The sequence below is a fragment of the Escherichia sp. MOD1-EC5495 genome (assembly GCF_002965965.1).
GTDB classification, from domain to species: Bacteria; Pseudomonadota; Gammaproteobacteria; order Enterobacterales; family Enterobacteriaceae; genus Escherichia; species Escherichia ruysiae.
The window spans coordinates 94965-120033 of record NZ_PTRI01000006.1; the positions used below are offsets into that span (position 1 = coordinate 94965).

Here is a 25069-nt window from a genome sequence, read left to right on the forward strand (position 1 = left end):
TCCACTCACTTATTTTTCATAGCAATATATTTTAACCTTAATTCTTTAATCAAGCTCTTAACTTTACTATCAGTACAATACTCGATATTAAATGTGCCAGAAAAACCTCTTATTTTTGGTATTATTGTTCCAATAACTCCTGTTAATTTATTTTTTTCAATCTGTTCAAAAAAAACATGTTCTAAATAAACCCCATCAAGGTCTCGAACATTTTTATAAGAATCAACAAAGAAGTCATGATATAATTTTTTATTTACCACATAAAACCTTGTGTCAATCATATTCTCCTTCAAAAAAGGCACTGGAATAAAAAAAGCCTTTCCATTGAACGCTTTTATACATTGCTTATAATTATCAACATATAGTTTGGAAGTGATTTTTGCGAAATGTTCTGCCCCAGATAAATAGTGGCTATTCATTAATGCATATTCAACTATCTCACCTTCTCCGTAACCTTTGCCATAAGATTTAACACTCTCCACATCGTTTTTAAAATGTAATATTTCGATTGAATCCTTATTAATTATTTGTTTATCATTATAGATATCTTTAGTTAGATCATAATCACTACCATCACATATTACGAGTGAATCTGCATTTTTTGACAACTCCCTTATCGCCTTCAATGTAAGTGATAATCTTGCATTTTCATCAGAAAGATTTGTAAGAGGAGCATTAGGTGAGATACAAGAAGTCACTAATACCGGGATTTTCATTTTTTCTTTTCCAGTCTCAACGAAACAAGCATTAAAACAAAATAATCGACGGTAACTCTTGCGCTCCAAGCATAAGCAACACCGGCAACAGAAAAATACATAATCGAGAAATATAAAACTAACAGGTATGGAATACATTCAATAAGATGAATGACCCCCGTAATTTTTGCATATCCTTTCGATTGGATTTGAGCAAACGGAACTTGAGCAAAAGAATTGAACACAAAACCTATCAATAATATTTGAAATATATAAGGACTCTCTATGCTATATTGTTTCCCAAGCCATAAAGTTATGATATCACCAGCTTTAAAAGAAAATATAATAGCTATAATTATGCTACTTACACCAATTAATAGTGTAGCCTCTTTTATTATTTTTTTTCTCTCACCTTTTGTATTATTCTTGCATAGTGCAGGGAAAATTGTCCTTGCTATTGTTGTTGGCAATATAAGTAACTTTGATATCGCATCTGCAGGGGCAATATATAACGATGCTTTAGCAGGACCAACTGCATTTGACAATATAAACCGGTCAATATTTGTAAGCAATGGGTTAATTATACTACTAATACTTGCCCATCCGCCAAAACTTAATAGTGCTTTTGTCTTATTTAAACTAAGATCCATTGTGACTTTGTTATTTCTAAAAACAAATAACACACTTAAAAGAGCTCCAGTTATTCTCGCAATGACCAGCCCCCAAGTAGCATTAAGCAAACTAACATTTTCATGAATAAGAATAATAGGTAGTATTGCAGTTAAAATACCTGTGATTGTTTTTTGTACATTTAATAATTTGAATTTTTCATATCCCTCTAATATCCCCCAACAAACCAAATTCAGAAGGTAGAACGGTAGACAATAAGATAAAACACCTATAGCGTATGCTACATTCTCAGTTTGTTCAGGTCCACTAATTAAGGATGCTATTTTATGATCACTATAATAGAAAATAACGGAAACAACAATCCCAATAAATATAGTTAAAAATACTGATGTTGTGATTACTTGACTAGTTACTTTTATATCATTTTTATTTAATGATATCTCGCGCACAACTGCTCGCGAAAGCCCAAGGTCAAATATGCTAGCGTATCCTACTATTGTAAAAAACATTAAAAAAAAGCCAAAGTCTGTTATTCCCAGAGCCCTTGCCAAATAACCCATCGCAGGTATTGACAATAAAGTTGGGATTGCATATCCAGCCAAATTTATTAAACTATTTATTTTAATGCTCATTATTAATGTCTTTTATTAATAATCAATTTTTATAAATGGAGTGCCCAAACAATCCTTTGGTGACAAAAGAGGTTCGTTGTCTAATTGCCAATCTATGTTTAATACAACATCATTCCACATAATACATCTCTCATGAGTTTTTGAGTAAAAATTATTTGTTTTATACAATATTTCTGTTCCTTCTTCTTTTGAATAAAACCCATGAGCAAACCCCTCAGGTATCCACAACTGACGCTTATTCTCAGCAGATAAATTCACACCAACCCACTTGCCAAACGTAGGTGATGATTTCCGAATATCAACCGCAACATCAAAAACTTCACCGACAACACAGCGTACCAGTTTTCCTTGTGCATAGGGTTCTAACTGGTAATGAAGTCCACGTAATACGCCTTTGCTGGATTTAGAATGGTTATCCTGAACAAATTCAACCTTCCGTCCTACAGCTTCTTCAAATACTTTTTGGTTAAAGCTCTCAAAAAAGAAACCGCGTTCATCACCAAATACTTTTGGTTCAAAAATTAGCACATCAGGAATTTCAGTTTCAATTACGTTCATTTTATTAATAACCTTTAATCATTTTTAGCAGATACTTACCATAAGCATTTTTCTTTAGCGGCTCGGCCAATATCTTCACCTGCTCTGCATCAATAAATCCTTTACGATAAGCAATCTCTTCCGGGCAAGATACTTTTAATCCCTGACGCTCTTCAATCGTTGCAATGAAGTTGCTTGCTTCAATAAGGCTTTGATGCGTCCCTGTATCCAGCCACGCATAGCCGCGCCCCATCATAGCAACAGACAAACGTCCTTGTTCCATATAAATGCGGTTAATATCGGTAATTTCCAGTTCACCACGCGCAGATGGTTTAAGGTTTTTCGCCATTTCTACAACGTCATTGTCATAGAAATAAAGTCCGGTTACAGCATAATTGCTTTTTGGCTCTAATGGTTTTTCTTCAAGACTAATGGCTGTTCCGCTCTTATCAAACTCCACGACACCATAACGTTCAGGATCATTAACGTGATAAGCAAATACCGTTGCACCGCTTTCTTTGTTAACAGCAGCTTCCATTAATTTCGGCAAGTCGTGTCCATAGAAGATATTATCGCCAAGCACGAGTGCACAATCATCACCGCCAATAAAGTCTTCACCAATGATAAACGCTTGCGCCAGGCCATCCGGGCTCGGTTGTACTTTATACTGTAAATTAAGCCCCCACTGGCTCCCGTCCCCCAACAATTGTTGGAAACGCGGCGTATCCTGTGGCGTACTGATAATAAGAATATCGCGAATACCCGCCAACATAAGCGTTGAAAGCGGATAATAAATCATCGGCTTATCATAAATCGGCAGCAGTTGTTTACTTACTGCCATCGTCACAGGATAAAGACGAGTACCAGACCCACCCGCCAAAATAATACCTTTACGCGTTTTCATTTCACCATTCCTTTTAATTCATCCCGCTCTGGCATCATGAGCGAGATGCAAAAATTTGTTAAATTGCCGTAGTCGTAAATAATTCGTTGAGCATACGTTTCACGCCCACCTGCCAGTCAGGTAAGACAAGCGCAAAGTTCTGCTGAAACTTTTCTGTATTGAGACGAGAGTTATGGGGACGACGGGCTGGTGTGGGATAGGCCGTTGTTGGCACGGCGTTGAGTTTGTTAAGAGCAAGGTTGATCCCCGCTTTGCGCGCTTCTTCAAATACCAGAGCGGCATAATCGTGCCAGGTTGTTGTGCCACCAGCAACCAGATGGTACAAACCAGCAACTTCGGGTTTGTTTACTGCCACGCGAATGGCATGAGCGGTGCAATCAGCCAGCAATTCAGCACCTGTTGGTGCGCCAAATTGATCGTTTATTACAGCCAACTCTTCGCGTTCTTTTGCCAGACGCAACATCGTTTTGGCAAAGTTATTTCCTTTACCAGCGTATACCCAGCTGGTACGGAAAATAAGATGCTTTGCGCAATGTTCTTGTAACGCTTTTTCTCCAGCTAGCTTGGTTTCACCGTAGACATTTAGCGGTGCTGTTGCATCCGTTTCCAGCCATGGCGTATCACCGCTGCCTGGGAAAACATAATCAGTGGAGTAGTGTATAACCCAGGCTCCGACTTCATTAGCTGCTTTTGCAATCGCTTCGACGCTTGTCGCGTTAAGTAATTGTGCGAAATCCGGTTCTGATTCCGCTTTGTCTACTGCAGTGTGAGCAGCCGCATTAACAATAACATCAGGGCGAATTTTTTTGACAGTTTCAGCCACACCTTCGGGGTTGCTGAAATCGCCACAATAATCAGTGGAGTGAACATCAAGAGCAATCAGATTACCTAGCGGTGCCAGAGCACGTTGCAGTTCCCAACCCACCTGCCCTGTTTTGCCGAAAAGCAGGATATTCATTACTGACGGCCCTCATAGTTTTGTTCAATCCACGACTGATAAGCACCGCTTTTCACATTCTCAACCCAATTTGTATTAGCCAGATACCATTCCACCGTTTTACGAATACCGCTCTCAAACGTTTCTTGCGGTTTCCAGCCCAATTCGCGGCTAATTTTATCGGCATCAATTGCATAACGGCGATCATGCCCTGGGCGATCGGCAACATAAGTAATTTGCTCACGATAAGATTTCTCTTTCGGTACAATCTCATCCAACAAATCACAAATAGTGAACACTACGTCGATATTTTTCTTTTCGTTGTGTCCGCCAATGTTATAAGTTTCGCCCGCTTTACCTTCGGTTACGACGGTATATAACGCACGAGCATGATCCTCTACATACAACCAGTCGCGAATTTGATCCCCTTTACCATAAATAGGTAATGGCTTACCTTCCAGAGCATTCAGAATAACCAATGGGATTAGTTTTTCCGGGAAGTGATAAGGACCATAATTGTTAGAGCAATTAGTCACAATGGTCGGTAAACCATAAGTCCGCTTCCACGCACGTACCAAATGATCGCTGGACGCTTTAGAAGCAGAATATGGGCTACTTGGCGCGTAAGCTGTCGTTTCCGTAAATAGCGGTAACGCTTCGTTATTATTTACTTCATCCGGATGGGGTAAATCACCATACACTTCATCAGTAGAAATATGATGAAAGCGGAAACCTTTTTTCTTTTCATCATTCAGAGCAGACCAGTAATTGCGCGCCGCTTCTAATAGAACATAAGTACCCACAATATTGGTTTCAATAAATGCCGCAGGGCCAGTTATTGAACGGTCAACATGGCTCTCTGCCGCCAGGTGCATCACCGCGTCTGGCTGGTGCTGTGCGAAAATACGCGCCATAGCTACGGCATCGCAGATATCTGCATGCTCAAATGAATAACGTTCAGAATCAGAAACTTCAGCGAGTGATTCTAGGTTTCCGGCGTAAGTCAATTTATCGACATTAACAACACTGTCCTGCGTATTATTTATAATGTGACGAACTACAGCAGAGCCAATAAACCCTGCGCCACCAGTTACAAGTATCTTCACTTTTTTATTCCATATAGCTATAGAGCATGCTGTGAAATAGACTGCTCCAGAATTGATTAATAGAGGCATTAGTGCACGCTACCGCCCCTGGCTTAACAGCTACCAGAGCACTGCGTGCATGACTACGATGTGACGACCTGACTCGCTCGTGCCAAATCCAAAAAATTCAAACGCTAATTGTCTTACCAAACAGCCATAGAAACAAGGAAAATCCTGGAAAAGTTTGACGCGAAGCTACTTGCTAACTCATTGTTATTATTGAAATTCATAAAAAAACAACGGCAGGAAAATTCAATGCGCAAAACTTATGCTATGAATCTTCACTGCCGTTTTTAATTTCTTACTTACCGACACTTCCTGTCAGATTTTCGTTATTCGCTTAACAACTTCTCAATGCCTTTGCGGAACTTCGCCCCTTCTTTCAGGTTGCGCAGCCCATATTTTACAAACGCCTGCATATAGCCCATTTTCTTACCACAGTCGTAACTGTCACCAGTCATCAGCATTGCGTCAACGGACTGTTTTTTCGCCAGTTCAGCAATGGCATCTGTGAGCTGAATTCGCCCCCATGCACCAGGCTGAGTGCGCTCCAGTTCAGGCCAAATATCGGCAGAAAGCACATAACGACCTACGGCCATAATGTCTGAATCCAGCGTCTGCGGCTGATCCGGTTTTTCGATAAATTCAACAATGCGGCTGACTTTACCTTCGCGATCCAGCGGCTCTTTAGTCTGGATGACGGAGTATTCAGAGAGGTCTCCCGGCATACGTTTTGCCAATACCTGACTGCGACCAGTTTCATTGAAGCGCGCAATCATTGCTGCAAGGTTGTAACGCAACGGATCGGCGCTGGCATCATCAATAACGACATCGGGCAGCACGACGACAAATGGATTATCACCAATAGCCGGTCGGGCACACAAAATAGAGTGGCCTAAACCTAATGGTTCACCCTGACGCACGTTCATAATGGTCACGCCCGGCGGGCAGATGGACTGTACTTCTGCCAGCAGCTGTCGCTTCACGCGCAGCTCAAGGAGGGATTCTAATTCATAAGAGGTGTCGAAGTGGTTTTCGACCGCGTTTTTGGACGCATGAGTTACCAGGAGGATTTCTTTGATTCCTGCAGCCACAATCTCGTCAACAATGTACTGAATCATTGGCTTATCGACGATGGGTAGCATCTCTTTAGGAATCGCCTTAGTTGCAGGCAACATATGCATCCCAAGCCCCGCTACAGGAATAACTGCTTTTAAATTCGTCATTATTTCATCCACCTGTAAAATGGTTGCTGAATTATAGCTTGTTCGATTTTTTTCGCCAGCATCAATTACCCTGAATTGATTACTGATTTCCTTCCGATGTTACGCCGCTTTGTCCAGGATTGCAGTAGCGTTATTCTTAAGTATGGTGCCATTTTTCCAGGAATGGTCGCAAATCTATCGTTCCAGTTTCGGTAGCCTGAAGTTTATCTTTTCCACATTAACGACATGGTAATTAATCCTGTCGATATCGACAGAGCTTTGTCCTTTTTCATTCACCGCATGAACATTTACCAGTGACAGTAGCGTCTCGTTCTTTGCCATAAATGTCCCACGGACATCCTTACGCAAGTCGAAGTTCATGGTCAATGCCGGACCAACCGAAGATTCTTGCATCACATTGATATTACGCATAAAAAGGTGCTGCGGCTTGTTGTGTAGCTCCAGAGAAGCACGTTTCATCGCAATATTGGTCAGCGTAACAAAGGAGATAGCATTCCCTGCGGAGATTTGGATTCCACGCAATTTCCAGGCAAGGTCAGTATTATCAAGATGAATATTATTCAGTCTGAAGTTTTGCGGTATGGAGAGATACTTGCCTTTAATGACGCCGTAGCCGATTAACATCCCGGCACTATTAACCATATCTATATTGTCAATAACAAAGTTATCACATCCATATATCGCTACAGTGGCGTTATCAATACCGGCTTTCTTGCTGAAATCAGGCGTAATATTACGCGCTTTGATATTACGGATAATGAAATGTTTGCCATTTTCAACATGGATCAGCTGTCGACAATCCGATCCTGTAATATTGGCCACGACAAAGTTTTTCACCGCCTGGTCTTCCGGGTAGTTATTATCGTAGGTACTTCCCGCAAGGCCTATGCCGATACCCCAGTTGATTTTGCCATTAGTACAGTTGATACGTTCTATTACGTGGTCGGAAATTAAAATATCGCGGTCGTTGATTGCCACGTTCCATTCGATGGCGTCGCCCTGTAAGTCGCTGAACTTACAATTGGTGATGTTGGCACCGATAATCTGGTTGTGAAATCCCTGGCGTAATATGGCGTAATTAGCATGGCTCACGGTCAGGTTATCGATGGTCAGGTTGCGCATAACCCGTTTGTTTTTGCCGCCGATATAAATCTGCGTTACCGGATCAAAGCCGCTCATCGCCAGCCCTTTGATGGTGCAGTCAGAACCGCGCACATCCAGGGTGATGTTATGCATACTGCCGCCCTTCACCCCTGTCACCTGGCTGCCGTCCTGTAAGACAAATCGCCCTCTGCCGTTGCCGCGCAAACTACCGAGGATGTGTAACGTTTTGCCGGGAGGGATGAAGATGCCGGTGTTGATGTTGTCGCAAACAAATCCGGCGGGCACGACGACCGTTTGCCCTTCGCTAAAGGCTTGTTTAAATGAGGCGATCCAGTCGTGCGGATTGTAGTCGTTGATGTTAACGCTTTGTCGGGCGGGAAGTGCACGGGCGAAAGGGATATGGAGGAAAGCAAGCGCGGAGCTTGCCGTCAGGAAGGTGCGTCGGGAGATTGTTTTAAATGACATGCGTTCTCCTCTATAAAGCTTGCAGCAAGCTGGCGAGTTCTCGGTTAATCACCTGCTGGTTAAAATCGTGTTCGACTTTTTCGCGCGCGCGTTTGACGACCGGAGCCAGTTCGTCTGTATCCAGTTGGCTAAACGCCGCCAGCCGTTGCGCCAGTGCATAGGCGTCATTTTCCGGCACCAGCCAGCCAGATTTATCTGCCTCCACCAGTTCTGGTATTCCGCTATGCAAAGTGGAAACGACCGGAATGCCGACCGCCATCGCTTCCATTAGCGCCACCGGAATACCTTCCATATCGCCATCCGCACCCGTTACCGATGGCAACAGGAAGACATCCGCTTCGTCGAGCATCGCTTTTACTTCGTGGCTCGGTTTAAAGCCCGGCATCTCTACCACATCTTCCAGTTGATACTGTTCGATGAGCGTGCGTAAGCGCCGCTCCCACGGGCCGATGCCGAGGATGCGATAGCGAAATGCCACACCCTGCTCTTTGAGCTGACGGCAAGATTCGATCGCCACATGCAGGCCCTTTTTCTCAGTTAAACGTGCAACGGAAATAATCTCCAGCGGTGTTCCAGGCGCTTTAACCGGACGAGGGCTAAAGCGCGTCATGTCCACGCCCATGCGCGATACAGCGATTTTTTCCATCGGACAGCCCATCTTTTGCAATCTCCCTGCCCACAGATCGCTTATTGGCAACATCAGGTCGCCACGGCGAAACAGTTGTTGATATTCCGGGGTGTAATGGTTGAGCACTTCCCGACTGGAAATATCAATACCGTGGAAGATAGTGGCAATTTTGCCGCGAATGACACCTAGTTCACGCAATTTTGCTGCGGTTACCCCCGCAGGGCCAAAGTGAGCGATAAAGACATCGGCATGAAGCGGTGTTACGACCTGGCCGCAAATGGCAGACAAAATCAGGTTCCGCGACTCGGCACCATAGCGTTTGAGGTTGAGCGCCTGCCAGGTATTTTTACGATGAATGCCGCGTAAGGTCTGGCTGGCGCGGTGGCGCAGTTTCGCCACTTTGCCCGTAGGTTCGTCCTGTAACCAGCGGGTTCTGGCAGCAAGGTTGTATTTCGTCCATGCCGCGTGGGTGTTTTGTGTGTCGCCTTTTTGCAGCGCGACAATCTCCACCTCAAATCCCATATCAATAAACGCAGTGATTTGATTGAGGACGAAGGTTTCTGACGACAGCGGAAATTTCAGTAAAAAGAAGCCGACCTTCATTTCGCCTCCCCGATGCGCTCAAGCACTGACTGCACCATCTGCATCCCCGTCTGGCGTTCACGACTGACGGCTTCGTTAAGTCGTGCATTCAGCGCCGGAAGCTGGCCTAAGGTATCCGCAACCATCGCTTGCAGGCTGCCGTCTAATAAATGACGGATATCAATTGCCATCTCCGACAGCCCTAACTGCTGCATAATCCCGGCGGATTTATGTTCGTAGTTGATGGCAATTGCCGGAGTGGCAAAGTTCATGGAGATAATGGCGGAGTGCAGCCGCGTACCAACGGTAAGTTCACAGGCACCAAGAATTTTGCCCATTTCCAGATCGTTAAGTTCATCCATCACCACGTGGTAACGGGCAGGATCGCTGATGTACTGACGCAGGTTGAGCGCCACCATGCGGTCGTCTTTGTTATAGCTGTCGATGCCCGTACAGGTGGAGAGCGCAATCACCTGATAGCCTTCGTCGAGAATGCGATTGACCACCCCGGCAAAGGCTTTTTCATACGCTTGTTGAGTGGTGCCAAGGCGTTTGTCGAACGGTGCCAGTTCGCGCAGGGTAATTGCCACTGTTTTCTGTTGTGCGGCAACGTCCAGCCAGTGTTGAACGGCATAGCTGGCGGTGAAATCTTCGGTGTGGTGATCGACCAGCCATGCGGTATCGACGCCATGTTCCACTTTTGCGGTGGTGATATTGCTGCGTTTCATCAGATCAAGGCTGACCGATTCGCGCAGGATCAGCGCGTCGCAGTGACCAAAAACGTAGTTCGCCAGTTGGTTAAATTGCTCATCCTGGAAGGGGCCGACGCTGTGACCAATCATAAACAGCGGCTTTTTCGCCATAAATGTGCAAAGCGCGTGTTCAAACTGCGGCACGCCATAGAGATCGACAAAAAACGATCCGCCGACCTGAATAATGGCGTCGTAACCTGACAGCAGGCGCACGAAGTCGGTGAATCCCTGGGCGATGGCGATATTACGCAGCTTGCCAGTGTCGGTGACGCGTGAGAGCAATACCTGATGCTGGTAGCGGCGACGGAGGACTTTTTTAACGCGCCCGACAACGCCCGCCGCGCTGTTGTGTTGTTTCATTTGCAGGAACAGCGGATCGCCCATTACCGGGCGGTTGAGCAGCCAGGAAGAACTGACCGGATAGCGGCTCATCACGTCCACTTCGGCTTGTGGATTGAGGATGTTGATGGCATCAAGTAAGCCGCGCAGGATGGCGCTGTCGCCGCGATTGCCGCAAGTATGGTTGCCAAGAATAAGTAATTTCATTTTTTCCTCATAAATTTGATGCCAGGTGAGGTTGTATTTGTTGTTTTCATTGCTGTTTTTTGCCTGATGCGACGCTGACGCGTCTTATCAGACCTACAAAACCCGAGCCAGAACCGAAAACAACACTTCACCCCGCCCGTAAAAGCATTTTCATTTTTTCGCTGCGACAAAACTGGCGTTTCACTTCCACCACCAGCGGATGGCGCGACAGCACAATCATCACCACAAACGCCAGTACGCCTGCGGTAATTTGCACCGCAAGCAACGTTGCCAGCGCCAGTTGCCCTTTCAGCAGCACGCTCAGCGCATAACTGACCACCAGCGTCGGCAGCGAGAGATAAAACGGTAGCCACAAACTCAGGATGTACTGGCGATAGCTGGAACCAAGCACCGGTTTAATCATCACGAAGTAGCTCAGAACGGTGTTGATAATCTGCACCAGCAGGAAGCCAAGCGTGACGCCGATCGCGCCCGCCATCTGCCCGCCGATAACAATCGCCGGAATAAACAGAAATGTTTTGAATAGGTTGAATTTAAAGCTGATATCGACCCGCGCTTTCGCCATCAGCAGCGAACCAATCGGGTTACCCACCGAACGCAGCAGCCCCACCACACACAGCAATTGCAGCACCGGAATAATGCTGTTCCACTTCTCGCCAAATACCAGTGGCACAAAATTATTTGATACCACCATCAGCCCCAGCAGCGCCGGAAAGTTGATAATCCCCACCACCGACAGCAGATTGTAGAAGTTAACGCGCAGCTTTTCGGTGTCGTCCTGAATTTTGGCAAACGCCGGAAACAGCACGCGGGTGATGATCGGGTTCAGCTTCATCGGCGGCACAACGGCCACGTTATAGGCCAGGTTGTAGCCCCCCGCCACGCCCGCGCCAAGAATACGCGCCAGCACCAGAGTTGAAAGGTTGGTGTTGAGATAGTTGATGATGCTGTCCGCCGTCAGCCAGGCACCAAAGCGTAAGTTCGGTGCCACCGACGCCAGCGAGAAGTGCAGACCGGGGCGATAAATTTTGCGACCAAAGTAGCCAAACAGCAGCGTTCTCACCGCACTATTGACCAGATAACCGAGGATAGCAGTCATCGCCAGCGGCCAGAAATGGGCGCTAACCACCGTAAAAGTAAAGCCCGCCAGCACCGCGCTGGTTTCGATCATGCCGATTTTGTTGAACTCCAGCTCCTTTTGCATCAACGCGCGGAACTGCTGCCCGTGGGGGATCACCACAAACGCCAGCGACAATGTTTTAATCAACGGTGCCAGATCCGGGTTATTCAGCACGTCACCGATGAGATCACTCAACAAAAACACCGCCACGCACACCACAATCCCCAGCCCGACGTTCAGCCAGTACAGCGTAGTGAGTTCAAGGTGGCTGATTTCTTTTCGCTGAATAATCGAGTTAGCGATACCGAAGTCAGAAAGCGTATCTGCCAGCGCGATGATCACCAGCGACACGGTAAGCAGGCCGAACTGGTGGTTGTCGATAATCCGCGCCAGCACGGTCATCTGCACCAGCCCGAGGCCGATGATGATCACCGTGGCAATCGCCGACCACTTCGCGCCGCTGATGGTTTTTTCACGTAAGCTCATATCAATATGCCGCTTTGTTAACGAAGCCCTTGAATACCGTCAGGAAAACGATTTTGATATCGAACCAGACGCTCCATTCGCGGATGTACTCAAGGTCGAACTCGACGCGTTTTTCCATTTTCTCCAGCGTGTCGGTTTCGCCGCGCCAGCCGTTAATCTGCGCCCAACCGGTAATGCCCGGTTTCACTTTATGGCGCAGCATGTAGCCTTCAATAAGCTGGCGATACTGCTCGTTATGCGCCACTGCGTGCGGACGCGGACCAACAATCGACATCCCGCCGGTCAGCACATTGATAAACTGCGGCAATTCATCCAGTGAGGTGCGGCGCAGAAAGTTCCCCACTTTGGTGACGCGCGGATCATTCTGCGTCGCCTGGGTCACTACTTTGTCGTTCTCCATCACTTTCATGGATCGAAACTTCCACACTTTGATCGGCTTGCCGTCCATGCCGTAGCGAGTCTGGCGGAAAATAACCGGCCCCGGTGAACTGAGTTTCACCGCCAGCGCAATGCAGCACAGCACCGGGGAGATCAGCAGCAGGATCAGCGTTGCCAGCACAATATCTTCCGCACGTTTAATCAGGCGGTTAATCCCGGAAAGCGGCGTGTCATACAGCGGCACCACCGGCACACCGTTCATCTCTTCGATACGGGAATGAAGAATGTTGAAGGTAAAAACGTCGGGGATCAGCAGCACCGAACAGGTGGTGTCCGCCAGTTGATGAACCAGTTTTTTCACTCGCGCGCCGTCGCACATCTGCATCGCGATATAGACGTTATGGATTTTGCCCGCTTTCGCATCTTCGACCAGTTGTTGCAGATTGCCCGCCCAGTCGTTAGACACGCCGCCCGGTTTCGGATCGTGATAGACACCCACCACTTCAAACCCTAACCACGGTTGATTACGGAAGCTCTCCATCAGCATTTGCCCGGCAGCTAAATCCCCCGCCACGGCGACCATACGCTTGTTATAGCCATGATTACGCAGCCAGCCCGCACCAATGCGAATACACGAACGGCAAACCACCAGTCCGATACTGGTCAGCCCATACCACGCCAGCCAGATTGTCAGTTGCGTGTCGAAATCATTGTTAAACGCCACCAGTCCGGCGCTGAAAATCACACTTAACGTCCAGTTTTGTAGCAACAGAGCAAATTCTGTCGCTGCCCGAACACCGCGCCATGAGCGATAAAAATCGGTGATGCCGCCCAGCATCTGGAACACCACCAGCGTAATCAGCGCCACCAACAGGTGCATGTAGAGGAATGACAGTCCGCTCACTTCGCAAACCAGCCATAGTCCGGCAAACATGATGGTGATATCTGAAAAGCGTTGCACCATAGAGATTAACGATGCATTGGTTTTCGCTCGCTCGCGCTTTTTTAGATTTGTCATCGTTGTTCCTGTTCTATTGTCGCCTCACCCCGGCCCTCTCCCCAAAGGGGCGAGGGGGAGAAGAAAGTTCCGTGCTCTCTTCTCTCCGCAGGCAGTAGAGCGTCAGGGTGAGGGGGAAAGTAATGACATTACTCGTTCAGCAACGTCAGCAGAGTTTGCGTTCGCGCTTCCATCAGCGGCACATCACCGCGCGATTCCACATTCAGCCGCACCATCGGTTCGGTGTTGGAGGAGCGCAGGTTGAAGCGCCAGTCGGCAAAGGTCATGCTGATGCCGTCGGTGCGATCTACCGTCAGCGCCTCGCGGCTAAAGTGCTGTTCGACGCGGTTAATCGCCTCAACGGGTTGCGCCAGTTTGCTGTTGATCTCACCGCTTGCCGGGAACGCCGCCATGCGGTCGCGCACCAGTTCGCCCAGCGTTTTTCCTTTCAGGCACACCAGTTCGGCTACCAGCAGCCACGGGATCATGCCGCTGTCGCAGTAGGCGAAATCACGGAAGTAATGATGCGCGCTCATTTCGCCGCCGTAGATGGCGTCTTCCTTGCGCATACGTTCTTTAATAAAGGCGTGTCCGGTTTTCGACATCACCGGCGTACCGCCTGCGGCAGTCACCACATCGATGGTGTTCCAGGAAAGACGCGGATCGTGGATGATCTTCGCGCCGGGATTTTTTTCGAGGAACGCTTCTGCCAGCAGGCCGACGATGTAGTAGCCCTCGATAAACTGCCCTTTTTCGTCAAACAGAAAACAGCGGTCAAAATCGCCATCAAAGGCAATGCCCATATCCGCGCCGTGTTTGATGACTGCATTACGGGTGTCGTCGCGGCATTCCGGCAGCAGCGGGTTAGGAATACCGTTGGGGAAATTGCCGTCCGGCGTGTTGTGTACTTTGATTAATTCCACAGGTGCGCCGAGGGCTTTAAAGCGGGCTTCGATAGCGTCCACCACCGGACCCGCCGCGCCGTTCCCGGAGTTGATCACCAGCTTGAGCGGCGTGAGGTTTTTGACATTGATATAACCGAACAGGTGATCAACGTAAGCGTCACGCAGATTGATTTGCTGATAGCGACCGCGTTTGGTTTCATCAACGGGAGGAAAGTCGTTGGCTTCAGCCAGACGCTGGACGTCGCGCAGTCCGGTATCACCGCTGATCGGGCGAGCCCCTTCGCGCACCAGTTTCATGCCGTTATAATCCATCGGGTTATGGCTGGCGGTAACTTCGATGCCGCCATCCACGCCGAGATGGAACGTGGCGAAATAGATCTCTTCGGTGCCGGACATGCCAATATCCAGCACATCGACGCCCGCATCCTGTAAACCTTTCGCCAGCGCCAGTTTTAAGGTTTCGCTGGTGAGGCGGACATCACCGCCTAAAACAATGGTTTTCGGTTTAAGGAATTCGCCATAGGCGCGACCAATGCGCCAGGCAATATCTTCATTCAGTTCTTCGCCTAATTTTCCGCGAATATCATAGGCTTTAAAGCAGGTTAATTTTTTCATGTCGTTACCCTTTTTCAGGCAATAGTTGGCCCTGACCGAAACGGCCAATTTTGTTTTTGTCGTTATTTACATCGCGGTTCGGCATTCATTGCCTGATGCGACGCTGCCGCGTCTTATCAGGCCTACAAACCCGAACCGTAGGTCAGATAAGGCGTTCACGCCGCATCCGACAAACAGCGCCTGATGCGACGTTTACACCCGTCCGTAGCGATCCGCGAAGCGCACCACATCATCCTCTTCGAGATAAGAGCCGGAGCGCACTTCAATTAAATCGAGCGGAATTTTCCCCGGGTTTTCCAGGCAATGCGTCGCCCCCAGCGGAATATAAATGGACTCGTTTTCGCCAAGCAGTTTGATATCACCGTCAATGGTGACTTTTGCCGTTCCCGCTACCACTACCCAGTGTTCCGCGCGGTGATGGTGCATCTGTACCGACAAGCCCTCACCTGGTTTCACTGTAATGCGTTTCACCTGATAGCGGTCGCCTGCGTCGATAGAGTCATATTTGCCCCACGGGCGATACACTTCGCGATGTACCCGATGCTCATGGCGGCCATCGGCTTTGATCTGCTCGACCACTTTTTTCACATCCTGCACCGAGTTCCGGTCGGCAATCAGCACCGCGTCTTTGGTCTGCACCACGACCAGATCTTTCACCCCGACTGTGGTGACCAGGCCAGATTCGGCATACACATAGCTGTTTTCGGTTTTGTGATTAATCACATCACCGTGGCAAACGTTGCCCTCGGCAGTGTGGGCGCTGATCTCCCATAATGAAGACCAGGAACCGACATCGCTCCAGCCCGCATCCATTGGCACCACAACGGCATCTGCCGTGCGTTCCATGACCGCGTAATCCACCGACTCTTCCGGGCAGGCGAGAAACGCTTCTTCATCCACACGAATAAAATCGAGATCCGGATCGACGGCGCTCATCGCTTTTTCACAGGCATCGAGAATATCCGGACGATATTTTTTCAGTTCTTCGAGATAGCGTCCGGCGCGGAACAGGAACATACCGCTGTTCCAGTAATATTCGCCGCTTGCCACGTAGGCCTGAGCGGTTTCCAGATTCGGTTTTTCGACAAACTGCGCCACTTCAAAGGCCACCGTATCCTGCTCACCCGCAGATACTTCACCGCGACGAATATAGCCATATCCGGTTTCAGGTAGATCCGGCACAATGCCGAAGGTCACCAGCTTGCCTGCTTCGGCATACGGCATGGCGTTACGCACGGCGGCGCGGAACGCGTCTTCATCGGCAATCACATGATCCGCCGCCAGCACCAGCATTAACGGGTCGCTCTCCGGGCTATGACGTTTTGCCGCCAGCGCCGCCAGCGCAATGGCAGGTGCAGTGTTACGCCCTGCTGGTTCGAGAATAATGTTCTCAGTGAGTTTGTTCAGTTGACGCAGCTGTTCCGCGACAATAAAGCGGTGCTGTTCATTGCAAATCACCACCGGGCTTTCGCACTCCACGCCGTTCAGGCGGCAGATGGTGGTCTGCAGCATGGTGAGATCGCCTTTCAGGCATAAAAACTGCTTGGGGTAAAGTACGCGGGAAAGCGGCCATAAGCGGCTACCGGAGCCACCTGCCATCACAACTGGATAGAGTTTCGACTGCGCCATAATTATCCCCGAATATCATTTATAAATTGACGTAACACGTTCTCTTTATCGAGCGTGCGTTCGGCATATTCACGTGCCACCGTGTTGTGTTTGGGCAGCAGGAGCGCCTGACGGATCCCCGCCACCAGCGCCTCGACCGATTCCGGTTCTACGCAAACCGCAATTCCTGGGAAGGTTTCGCAGAGTTGCCCCAGCTCAGTGTGGGCTTCTGCGGTAATCACCGCGTTACCGCCTACCGCCAGAATATTGGTCAGCTTCGACGGCAATACCGCATCTGCTGCGCCGCGTTTTTGCACTACCAGATGGCAATCGCCCATCTTCAGCAGTGCGGGTAAAGCGTCATACGATTGCAGCGGGAAAAATTGCATGTTGCGCAATCCACGCTGCTGCGCCATTTTTTCCAGCCGCGCTTTGCCGCCGCCCTGCCCGACAATGGCAAAAATCAGCGGTTCATCGCGCAGGCGATCGGCGGCTTCAATAACGTTTTCCAGCCCCTGCTTTTCACCAATATTGCCGGAGTAAAGAATGATTTTTTTGTTATCCGGCAGGCCAAGCTGGTTACGAAGAGCGTCAACATCAGCCTCTGCAACATGCTGAAAACGGGCAATTTCCGACCAGTTGGGGAAGAAGATGACGTTTTCCGCCGCCACGCCTTTTTCAACGGCTTTGTTCATCATTGAGCGCGAAATGGTGGAGACGTTATCGACGTTATGCAGTCCGCTACGTTCGAACGCCGTCGCCAGCTGTGCCACTTTGCCGCCTTTGCCCTTTCCGGCAAGACCCAGCCCCAGCATGGCGTCCACTTCGTAATCCTGAATATGCAGTACCGTGCGCGCGCCAGAGAGTTTCGCCAGCAGGCGCATTCCCGGCGTGCAAAACAGCGTTGGCACTACGCCGATAATGCGATCCGGCTTCCAGCGACGTTGCGCCATCAGCGGGAAAAAACTGCTGGCGGCAAAACTGCCGAGATGTAACAGGCGTTTCAGTGTGCTCGGCTGTTTTGGCACATACAGCGGGCAGCGCCACACCGTGGCTGCGCCCTCTTCACGTTTGTACCGCCAGGCGGAATAGTTCTCGCCCACCTGCCACTGCGGGTAGTAAGGCGGTGCGGTAATGACCCGCACCTCATGACCTTGTGCCGCCAGCCATTCGACCATCTCACCGGTATATTTGCCGATACCGGTTAACTCCGGCGAGTAGTTAATGCCGTAGACCAGTATTTTCATAATCCGGGTACTCCGGCACGCTTCTCAGCGAGAAAATAGGCGCGGCTGTTAGCGTGAACATTGTCACTGGCGAGCAGCGAGTCCGGCGTCAGCCAGCGGTAATCGTCGTGCTGCTCATCCGGCAGAAACAGCTCCTCTTCCGTCACTTTCAGGCGAAAACCGAGCACCACATAGTGAGTGGTGAAATCCGTGCCGGAGAAATTATCGTCATAAAAGTGCTGCCAGACACCGTAAAACTGGCCTGCTGTTATCGGCAGACGCAGCCCCAGTTCCGCCATCGTCAGCCGCTCAAATGCGGCTTCCAGCGTTTCGTCTTTCTGCACGCGCCCTCCCGGCACAAACCAGTAACCCTGCGCCGGGCGGTTGGTTCTTTTGCCAAGCAGAAACTCGCCGCGACTGTTCTCAACAATAAAGTCGAGAGAGACAAGCGGAGTGGAGCGCACTACCGTGGCAAAGTCTTCCTGACGTAAAAACATCATTACCCCCGAAAGCGGTCTTGATTCTCAAGGAACCACTGGTAAGTGCTGGCAAGCCCCGCTTCTAGTGAGATTTCGTGATACCAGCCAAGCTGATGCAGGCGCGTCACATCCAGCAGTTTGCGCGGCGTACCATCCGGTTTGCTGGCATCAAAAACCACCCGACCTTTAAAGCCCACCACTTTGGCGATGGTTTGCGCCAGCTCGCGAATGGTGCAGTCAACGCCAGTGCCGACGTTAATGTGCGACAGCATCGGCTGGGTATTTTCCAGCCAGACTTCGTGCGCCAGCTCCATGACATGAATGCTCGCCGCCGCCATATCATCGACGTGCAGGAATTCACGCATCGGTGTACCGCTGCCCCACACCACCACGTCCGGCGCATTCTGTGCCGTCGCCTCGTGGAAGCGACGCAGCAATGCAGGGATCACATGCGAATTACTCGGGTGGAAATTGTCGTGTGGCCCGTACAGGTTGGTCGGCATGACAGAGCGGTAATCACGTCCATACTGGCGGTTGTAAGATTCGCACAGTTTGATCCCGGCAATTTTGGCAATGGCATAAGGCTCGTTGGTCGGCTCCAGCGTACCCTGCAACAACTCGCTTTCTGCCATCGGCTGTTTTGCCAGTTTCGGGTAGATACAGGACGATCCGAGAAACAGCAGTTTGTTCACGTCGTTCTGATGCGCGGCGTGAATGATGTTGCTCTCAATCATCATGTTCTGATAGATGAAATCCGCCGGATACGTGTTGTTGGCGACAATGCCGCCCACTTTTGCCGCCGCCAGATAGACCTGATCAATGCGCTCGCGGGCAAAGAAATCATGCACCGCGCGACTGTCCAGCAGGTTCAGCTCGTCGCGGGTGCGTAATACCAGTTCCACATCACCGCGCTGTTCGAGCTGCCGCCTGATGGCGGAACCGACCATCCCGCGATGGCCAGCGATAAAAATTCGTTGTTTACTCATGCTTATGACTCCAGCGCGATCGCCACGTCGTAGCCGTGAGATTTCAGCAGAGAGTGTTTTTTCGCCGCTTCAAGGTCATTTGCCACCATTTCAGACACCATCTCTCTGAGGGTGATTTCTGGTTTCCAGCCCAGCTTTTCGTGCGCTTTGGTCGGGTCGCCGAGCAGCGTCTCTACTTCAGCCGGACGGAAGTAACGTGGGTCAACGGCGATAATCACATCGCCCGGTTTAACGCCCGGCGCGTCATGTCCGGTGACGAAAACCACAATGCCCTTCTCTTCAACGCCCTTGCCTTCAAAGCGCAGTTTGATGCCCAGCTGTGCCGCCGCCATTTCCACGAACTGACGTACGGAATACTGAACGCCGGTAGCAATAACGAAATCTTCCGGTTGTTCCTGTTGCAGCATCATCCACTGCATTTTTACGTAGTCTTTGGCATGGCCCCAGTCGCGCAGGGAATCCATATTGCCGAGGTACAGGCACGACTCCAGCCCCTGGGCGATGTTGGCGATTGCGCGGGTGATTTTGCGGGTAACGAAGGTTTCGCCACGGCGCGGGGATTCATGGTTGAAGAGAATACCGTTACAAGCGTACATGCCGTAGGATTCGCGGTAGTTAACGGTGATCCAGTAGGCGTACAGTTTGGCGACCGCATACGGAGATCGCGGGTAGAACGGCGTGGTTTCTTTCTGCGGAATTTCCTGCACCAGACCATACAGTTCAGAGGTGGAAGCCTGATAAAAACGGGTTTTCTTTTCCAGACCGAGGAAGCGGATCGCCTCGAGCAGGCGCAGCGTACCCATCGCATCAACGTCTGCGGTATATTCTGGTGACTCAAAAGAGACCGCAACGTGGCTCATCGCGCCCAGGTTGTACACTTCGTCCGGCTGCACTTCACGCAAAATGCGCGTCAGGTTGGAGGTATCACTCAGGTCGCCATAATGCAGATGGAATTTCGGGTTGCAGGTGTGCGGATCCTGATAAATGTGATCCACGCGCTCGGTGTTGAATGACGATGCACGACGCTTAATACCATGCACCTCGTAACCTTTTTCCAGCAGAAACTCTGCCAGGTAAGAACCATCCTGTCCGGTTACACCGGTGATGAGAGCGACTTTTGACATGTCTTATTCCTCTGTATTTTTTGAATTTATTCAGTTTCAACGCGTTCGCGTATCACCACTGCGGGATTCCCCCGGCAAACCACATTTGCCGGAAGCGATTTAAAAACACTGCTTCGCGCACCCACGACGGTGCAGTCGCCGATCGTGACGCCAGGGGCAACAAAGACATCGGTTGCCAGCCAGCATTTCTCGCCAATCACAATAGGTGTGGCGTTAATGGTGAAATGTTGACTTGCATGGTCGTGGCTACCGGTGCATAAATAACTTTTTTGCGATATCACCGAATTTGCGCCAATGGTTATTTCACCGAGGGTATATAAATTGACCTCATCGCCGACCCACACGTAATCACCTAAGGTTAATTTCCACGGATAGGTAATTTTTACTGACGGACGAATAACTACGTTTTTTCCTATTTTTGCGCCGAATAAACGTAATAAAAATGTCCGCCAGCGATACAATATTTGTGGCGACCAGGCAAATATTGTTGCCTGTACCGCCCACCATAATTGCACTTTAATAGCATTGCTGCCCCGGAACCCTTTCGGCACCGAGAAACCACTTAAATCTTGCATTGATATTCCTTATATTCAAAGTTTGTTATATAAGGCTTTAGTCTTACCCGTCGTACGCTGGCGTAAATGCCAGGATAATTCTGCCCAGAAGCCAGGCACATGTAATATCTGCCGTTGGACTTTTTTCGCGTCGGCACACAATTCCATATTATTGGTGGTAGATACCCCACCCATCGAAAATTCAGACACCAGGCCATTGAGTTTTTTAAATGCATAACCAGCTTTATACATTTTGGCCGCCAGCGCATAATCTGAAGAAACTTTATATTCCAGGTCATAACGCCATTTTTTCAAGCCGGATACCGGGAAAAATATCGCTTGATGACTGGCGGGCAGGCTGTGATAAATATACCAGCCAGGTTTGGCGCTACGTTTAATTTTATGACCGTCGCCAAAGTCCAGCAGCGCATCGCCGGTGATCATCACGTTATCTTTTTGCACTTTTAACTTACGAACAAAATTTGCGGCATCCTGATGAAAAATATCACCCGAGTTGAGAAACAGCGCAAACTTGCCTTGTGCCATTTCAATACCTTTGTTCATGGCGTCGTAGATCCCGTTATCTGGCTCGCTAACAAAGCGTAGGTTATAGACACCATTGAGATTTTCCAGATACTCACGGGTGCCGTCATTGGAGCCGCCATCGACTACAATCCATTCGAAGCTGATATCGCCCGCCTGCGCCAGATGCGCCAGCGAGGCGTGTGTTTTGACTATCCCTTCCAGGTTACGAAACGCGACAGTGATTATGCTAAGCAACATGTTTTACCTCGTAATACCCGTCATACTTCAAGCTGCATGTGCGTTGGTTTTCCTCGCTCACCCCAGTCACGTACTCGTGTACGCTCCTGGGGATTCGCTGCGTCACCAACTTCCTGCAACTCGAATTATTTAGGGTATATATTTAACGCTTTTCGCAAAATAAATGGACAGACGATTAAAAATGCATATTCCGGGCTAAATATCGAACCGGTAAAAAACAGTGATACCGGCGTAAAAAGATAGAGCTGCACGCGAAAATTTCGATTATCGCCAAAAGCGTTGAGCATCATTTTTATCACTTTCCCCATGTACCACAGCGATAAAAACACCGCGAACCAGGAAAAATAAATAATCAGCAGATACAAACCATTGTCTATGGTTTTTCCGACATCCGCACCGTTAAATATTCCGAATGATGCGACATATTCATAAAGTGAGCCAAATCTGACTACACCGTCAATATGGGTCAAAGAATAACCGACCATCACCAGCGGACCGACAATACGATAATACGATGACGATCCTTCCGTACCTAAATCTCCCAGACGGGTGGAAATATAAGGAAAAGCAATTACCACACCAACCAGGAATACAGCCAGAGAAATCAATGCTAACGGTAACTTTTTCTTAATCGCCTCTTTATTCAGATACTGAAATGCCCACTCCAGCAAATAAAACAGGATAAAGGTCATAACCCCTGAAAACGATCCGGATAATATTATTCCTGCGAGAATCATAGCATCTGTTTTAGGCGTTTTGATACCAAACTGTTTGATACTGAGCCAAATTGAGATTAATGCCAGAGCGAAAAATGCTGGTTCGAAATAAAGTGCTGTCGTTCGCTTGCCGCCGAATTTAATGAAATTCAGTACATAGCTGTTGCTGTAAATCAGATATTTCGAAATCGACTCCATAATACTGCTGCCGCCGGTGAGGATAATTTGCGCCATCTCCACCGCCGCCAGCGCCACCACCAGCCCGACCACCAGATAAAAGAAACGTAATATCTTGCGATGGTTGTGTGGAGAAATCGTTTTAAAGCGAATACTCCACACCATACCAATAATGATCACAATATAGACAAACAGCATGGTTGAAGTGACGTATTTACTGGCATCCAACGACTGACCAAACAGGTAGTTAAACGCCGTGAGCCCCGCGCCAATCCCTAAGGCAATCATCAATTTTTTAACGCTGATGCGTTCTAAAAACAGCAATAACAAGACGGGTAAAAAAGTGACGATGGTGATGGGGAAACTTTCGCCAAGCTGGGCGATTTTGACGTTAACCAGCAGGTAAATCAGCGGCAGCAGCAGGTAGCTACAGATTCTGATAGAAGTTGACATACTCCTCCAGCATCTGTTGTCCACTGTAGGCGGCGCGGCTGCGTTGGCTGAACTCAGCCAGCGTGGTACCAAATATCGCCTGTGCGATTTCCGGTTTGCTTAACTGCACCAGTTGCAGCACATCTTCTTCGCTGACGGTTTTACCACCGGATTTTTGCAGCACTTCCCGCGCCGCATCGCTATGGGTGGCGATCACCGGCACGCCAATCGATAGCGCCTCACACAAAATCAGCGGGTAGTTATCGACACGAGAACTGAACACCAGCGCATCCATCTGATTGAGCGCGCTCATCAACTTGCGCTTGTCAGTTTCAAAGCCGTGATTAACCACGTTGCCAGCGGTGAACGGCGAGAACTTACCGAAGGTATGCAGTTCGATTTTGTCTCCCAGCGCCATCATCTCGCGCACCAGTTGCTGGTTAGTTTTGCCGTCGTAACGCAGGTCATGCGCCACCACCGCGATTTTCGGCTTGCCCTGGGTTTCGCGCACCGGAGGCAAATCCGCCAGAATCGCTTCGGTTGCCATATCAATACCGTTATTGATAATCCGGCAACGCCCTGGCCCGTACAGGCTATTGAAAGCGTCAGCCACATGCTGGCTGGGGGAAATAAACTGACAGCCCAGCGCCAGCATCTCGCGGAACAACTGGCGTTTGCCCGCCACCAGCTGGTGTGCGCGATCAATCTTCACCGGCGGATAGTTATTTAGCGTCGGGCATTTCTGGCAGCCGGTTTTCCAGCCTTCGCAACCGTCGGTAAAAGCGCAGCGCCCGGTAACGCTCCAGTGGTCGTGCAGCGTCCAGACCAGGGTGACATCCGGTTTGTGGTTTTTCACTTTTTCGCAAAAGCGCACCACACTGTTAAGATTCAACCAGTAGCTGTGCAGCACATGAAAATGCAGAACTACCGGCCCCGACGTGCGGGTAATAGAACGGTACAACTCATTGAAATTGCCGAACAGATCGCGATTAAACAGACGAAACAGCGCAATGTTCGCCATCGCCGTCATCCGAGGCGTATGTTTGATTACCTGCGGATAGTGTTGATGACTGACGCTCTCTTTGCCGCCTTTGCCGTAGCCGTAGACAAAATGTGACGCCAGCCCCTGTTGCAGCGCGCGCTGGTGGAGATCTAACGCCACACCTGCCGCTCCGCCTTCCGCCAGTCGCACATTAAATTGCAGAATATTCATTTAATTACCTTCACTCGCGCTTTTTCTCCCACCACCAGCGCGTTGTCCGGGACAGAATCGAGCACCACGCTGCCCGCGCCCACGGTGACGTTGTTTCCAAGCGTGATATCACCAAGAATAATGACGTTGGCGCCGAGTTCGACACCGTTGCCAATTTGTGGACATGCCATGTTATCGGCACCCCGATTGCCGATGGTGACGCCGTGGCGAATGGTGAAATCATCCCCCGCCACCACGTTTTTATTGATCACTACGGCGTAACCGTGATGAATGATGAAGCGGCGACCAATGGTTGCGGCGGCCTGGATTTCATAACCGAAAAAGCCTTCGGTGATAATGCGATACAGCACCAGCAGCGGAGCCGCCCACAAATTGTTGAGGACGTTCTTTTTGCGCCACACCGAACAAAAATGAGCAACGCGATAGGCAAGAACCATGCAACACGGGCGTAAACTCCAGCTATTGGCACGCAGATCTTCCAGCATCT

23 protein-coding genes are annotated in these 25069 nt (G+C 49.3%); all 23 read right to left on the minus strand.

Features of this window, described 5'->3' with window-relative positions; translation table 11 throughout:
- Positions 1 to 5: 5 nt before the first annotated feature.
- The gene (locus BEG40_RS06640) at positions 6 to 716 is read right to left on the minus strand and encodes a hypothetical protein (RefSeq protein WP_016231800.1); all 711 of its coding nucleotides are present in this window, start codon (positions 714 to 716) and stop codon (positions 6 to 8) included.
- Positions 713 to 1957 carry a flippase gene (locus tag BEG40_RS06645; RefSeq protein WP_016231801.1) on the minus strand — a complete coding sequence of 415 codons (1245 nt, stop codon included), beginning with the start codon at positions 1955 to 1957 and terminating at the stop codon, positions 713 to 715. Before BEG40_RS06645 ends, BEG40_RS06640 begins: the two co-directional genes overlap by 4 nt.
- A 15-nt stretch (positions 1958 to 1972) precedes the next feature.
- On the minus strand, positions 1973 to 2515 hold the full coding sequence (rfbC, locus tag BEG40_RS06650) for a dTDP-4-dehydrorhamnose 3,5-epimerase (RefSeq protein ID WP_001100715.1): 543 nt from the start codon (positions 2513 to 2515) through the stop codon (positions 1973 to 1975).
- Positions 2516 to 2519: 4 nt separating this feature from the next.
- Positions 2520 to 3398 carry a glucose-1-phosphate thymidylyltransferase RfbA gene (rfbA, locus tag BEG40_RS06655; protein ID WP_105285102.1) on the minus strand — a complete coding sequence of 293 codons (879 nt, stop codon included), beginning with the start codon at positions 3396 to 3398 and terminating at the stop codon, positions 2520 to 2522.
- Positions 3399 to 3456: 58 nt separating this feature from the next.
- Positions 3457 to 4356 (minus strand): dTDP-4-dehydrorhamnose reductase, encoded by a 900-nt coding sequence (gene rfbD, locus BEG40_RS06660; RefSeq protein ID WP_001023613.1) that lies wholly within the window; start codon positions 4354 to 4356, stop codon positions 3457 to 3459.
- Positions 4356 to 5441 (minus strand): dTDP-glucose 4,6-dehydratase, encoded by a 1086-nt coding sequence (gene rfbB / locus BEG40_RS06665; RefSeq protein ID WP_000699454.1) that lies wholly within the window; start codon positions 5439 to 5441, stop codon positions 4356 to 4358. The genes rfbD and rfbB overlap by 1 nt, the downstream gene beginning before the upstream one ends.
- Before the next feature lie 371 nt (positions 5442 to 5812).
- Entirely contained in the window at positions 5813 to 6706 is an 894-nt protein-coding gene (gene galF / locus BEG40_RS06670; RefSeq protein WP_000183032.1) for a UTP--glucose-1-phosphate uridylyltransferase GalF, read from the minus strand.
- A gap of 174 nt (positions 6707 to 6880) precedes the next feature.
- On the minus strand, positions 6881 to 8275 hold the full coding sequence (wcaM, locus tag BEG40_RS06675) for a colanic acid biosynthesis protein WcaM (protein ID WP_105285103.1): 1395 nt from the start codon (positions 8273 to 8275) through the stop codon (positions 6881 to 6883).
- 10 nt (positions 8276 to 8285) lie between these two features.
- Entirely contained in the window at positions 8286 to 9506 is a 1221-nt protein-coding gene (gene wcaL, locus BEG40_RS06680) for a colanic acid biosynthesis glycosyltransferase WcaL (protein ID WP_000862690.1), read from the minus strand.
- Positions 9503 to 10783 carry a colanic acid biosynthesis pyruvyl transferase WcaK gene (gene wcaK / locus BEG40_RS06685; protein ID WP_105285104.1) on the minus strand — a complete coding sequence of 427 codons (1281 nt, stop codon included), beginning with the start codon at positions 10781 to 10783 and terminating at the stop codon, positions 9503 to 9505. Before wcaK ends, wcaL begins: the two co-directional genes overlap by 4 nt.
- Positions 10784 to 10910: 127 nt before the next feature.
- Positions 10911 to 12389 carry a colanic acid undecaprenyl disphosphate flippase WzxC gene (gene wzxC / locus BEG40_RS06690; RefSeq protein ID WP_105285105.1) on the minus strand — a complete coding sequence of 493 codons (1479 nt, stop codon included), beginning with the start codon at positions 12387 to 12389 and terminating at the stop codon, positions 10911 to 10913.
- Position 12390: 1 nt separating this feature from the next.
- Positions 12391 to 13785, minus strand: coding sequence for an undecaprenyl-phosphate glucose phosphotransferase (gene wcaJ / locus BEG40_RS06695; protein WP_105285106.1), 1395 nt, complete (start codon positions 13783 to 13785; stop codon positions 12391 to 12393).
- Between the two features lie 128 nt (positions 13786 to 13913).
- Entirely contained in the window at positions 13914 to 15284 is a 1371-nt protein-coding gene (cpsG, locus tag BEG40_RS06700) for a colanic acid biosynthesis phosphomannomutase CpsG (RefSeq protein WP_105285107.1), read from the minus strand.
- 192 nt (positions 15285 to 15476) lie between these two features.
- Positions 15477 to 16913: a mannose-1-phosphate guanyltransferase gene (gene cpsB / locus BEG40_RS06705; RefSeq protein WP_104726754.1), complete on the minus strand. Its 1437-nt coding sequence runs from the start codon at positions 16911 to 16913 to the stop codon at positions 15477 to 15479.
- A 2-nt stretch (positions 16914 to 16915) separates the two neighbouring features.
- The gene (gene wcaI / locus BEG40_RS06710) at positions 16916 to 18139 is read right to left on the minus strand and encodes a colanic acid biosynthesis fucosyltransferase WcaI (protein ID WP_105285108.1); all 1224 of its coding nucleotides are present in this window, start codon (positions 18137 to 18139) and stop codon (positions 16916 to 16918) included.
- Positions 18136 to 18615 carry a GDP-mannose mannosyl hydrolase gene (gene gmm / locus BEG40_RS06715; protein WP_105285109.1) on the minus strand — a complete coding sequence of 160 codons (480 nt, stop codon included), beginning with the start codon at positions 18613 to 18615 and terminating at the stop codon, positions 18136 to 18138. Before gmm ends, wcaI begins: the two co-directional genes overlap by 4 nt.
- Before the next feature lie 2 nt (positions 18616 to 18617).
- A complete protein-coding gene (gene fcl / locus BEG40_RS06720) occupies positions 18618 to 19583 on the minus strand; it encodes a GDP-L-fucose synthase (RefSeq protein ID WP_105285110.1) in 966 nt (321 codons plus the stop codon).
- 2 nt (positions 19584 to 19585) lie between these two features.
- Entirely contained in the window at positions 19586 to 20707 is a 1122-nt protein-coding gene (gene gmd / locus BEG40_RS06725; RefSeq protein WP_105285111.1) for a GDP-mannose 4,6-dehydratase, read from the minus strand.
- A gap of 26 nt (positions 20708 to 20733) precedes the next feature.
- Positions 20734 to 21282 carry a colanic acid biosynthesis acetyltransferase WcaF gene (wcaF, locus tag BEG40_RS06730; protein WP_105285112.1) on the minus strand — a complete coding sequence of 183 codons (549 nt, stop codon included), beginning with the start codon at positions 21280 to 21282 and terminating at the stop codon, positions 20734 to 20736.
- A gap of 15 nt (positions 21283 to 21297) precedes the next feature.
- Positions 21298 to 22044, minus strand: a complete 747-nt coding sequence (gene wcaE / locus BEG40_RS06735) for a colanic acid biosynthesis glycosyltransferase WcaE (RefSeq protein WP_105285113.1) — start codon at positions 22042 to 22044, stop codon at positions 21298 to 21300.
- A gap of 125 nt (positions 22045 to 22169) precedes the next feature.
- Positions 22170 to 23390 (minus strand): colanic acid polymerase WcaD, encoded by a 1221-nt coding sequence (gene wcaD, locus BEG40_RS06740; RefSeq protein ID WP_016158523.1) that lies wholly within the window; start codon positions 23388 to 23390, stop codon positions 22170 to 22172.
- Complete coding sequence (wcaC, locus tag BEG40_RS06745; RefSeq protein ID WP_105285114.1) at positions 23365 to 24582, minus strand: colanic acid biosynthesis glycosyltransferase WcaC; 1218 nt, start codon at positions 24580 to 24582, stop codon at positions 23365 to 23367. Before wcaC ends, wcaD begins: the two co-directional genes overlap by 26 nt.
- Positions 24579 to 25067, minus strand: a complete 489-nt coding sequence (gene wcaB, locus BEG40_RS06750; RefSeq protein ID WP_105285115.1) for a colanic acid biosynthesis acetyltransferase WcaB — start codon at positions 25065 to 25067, stop codon at positions 24579 to 24581. Before wcaB ends, wcaC begins: the two co-directional genes overlap by 4 nt.
- Positions 25068 to 25069: the final 2 nt, after the last annotated feature.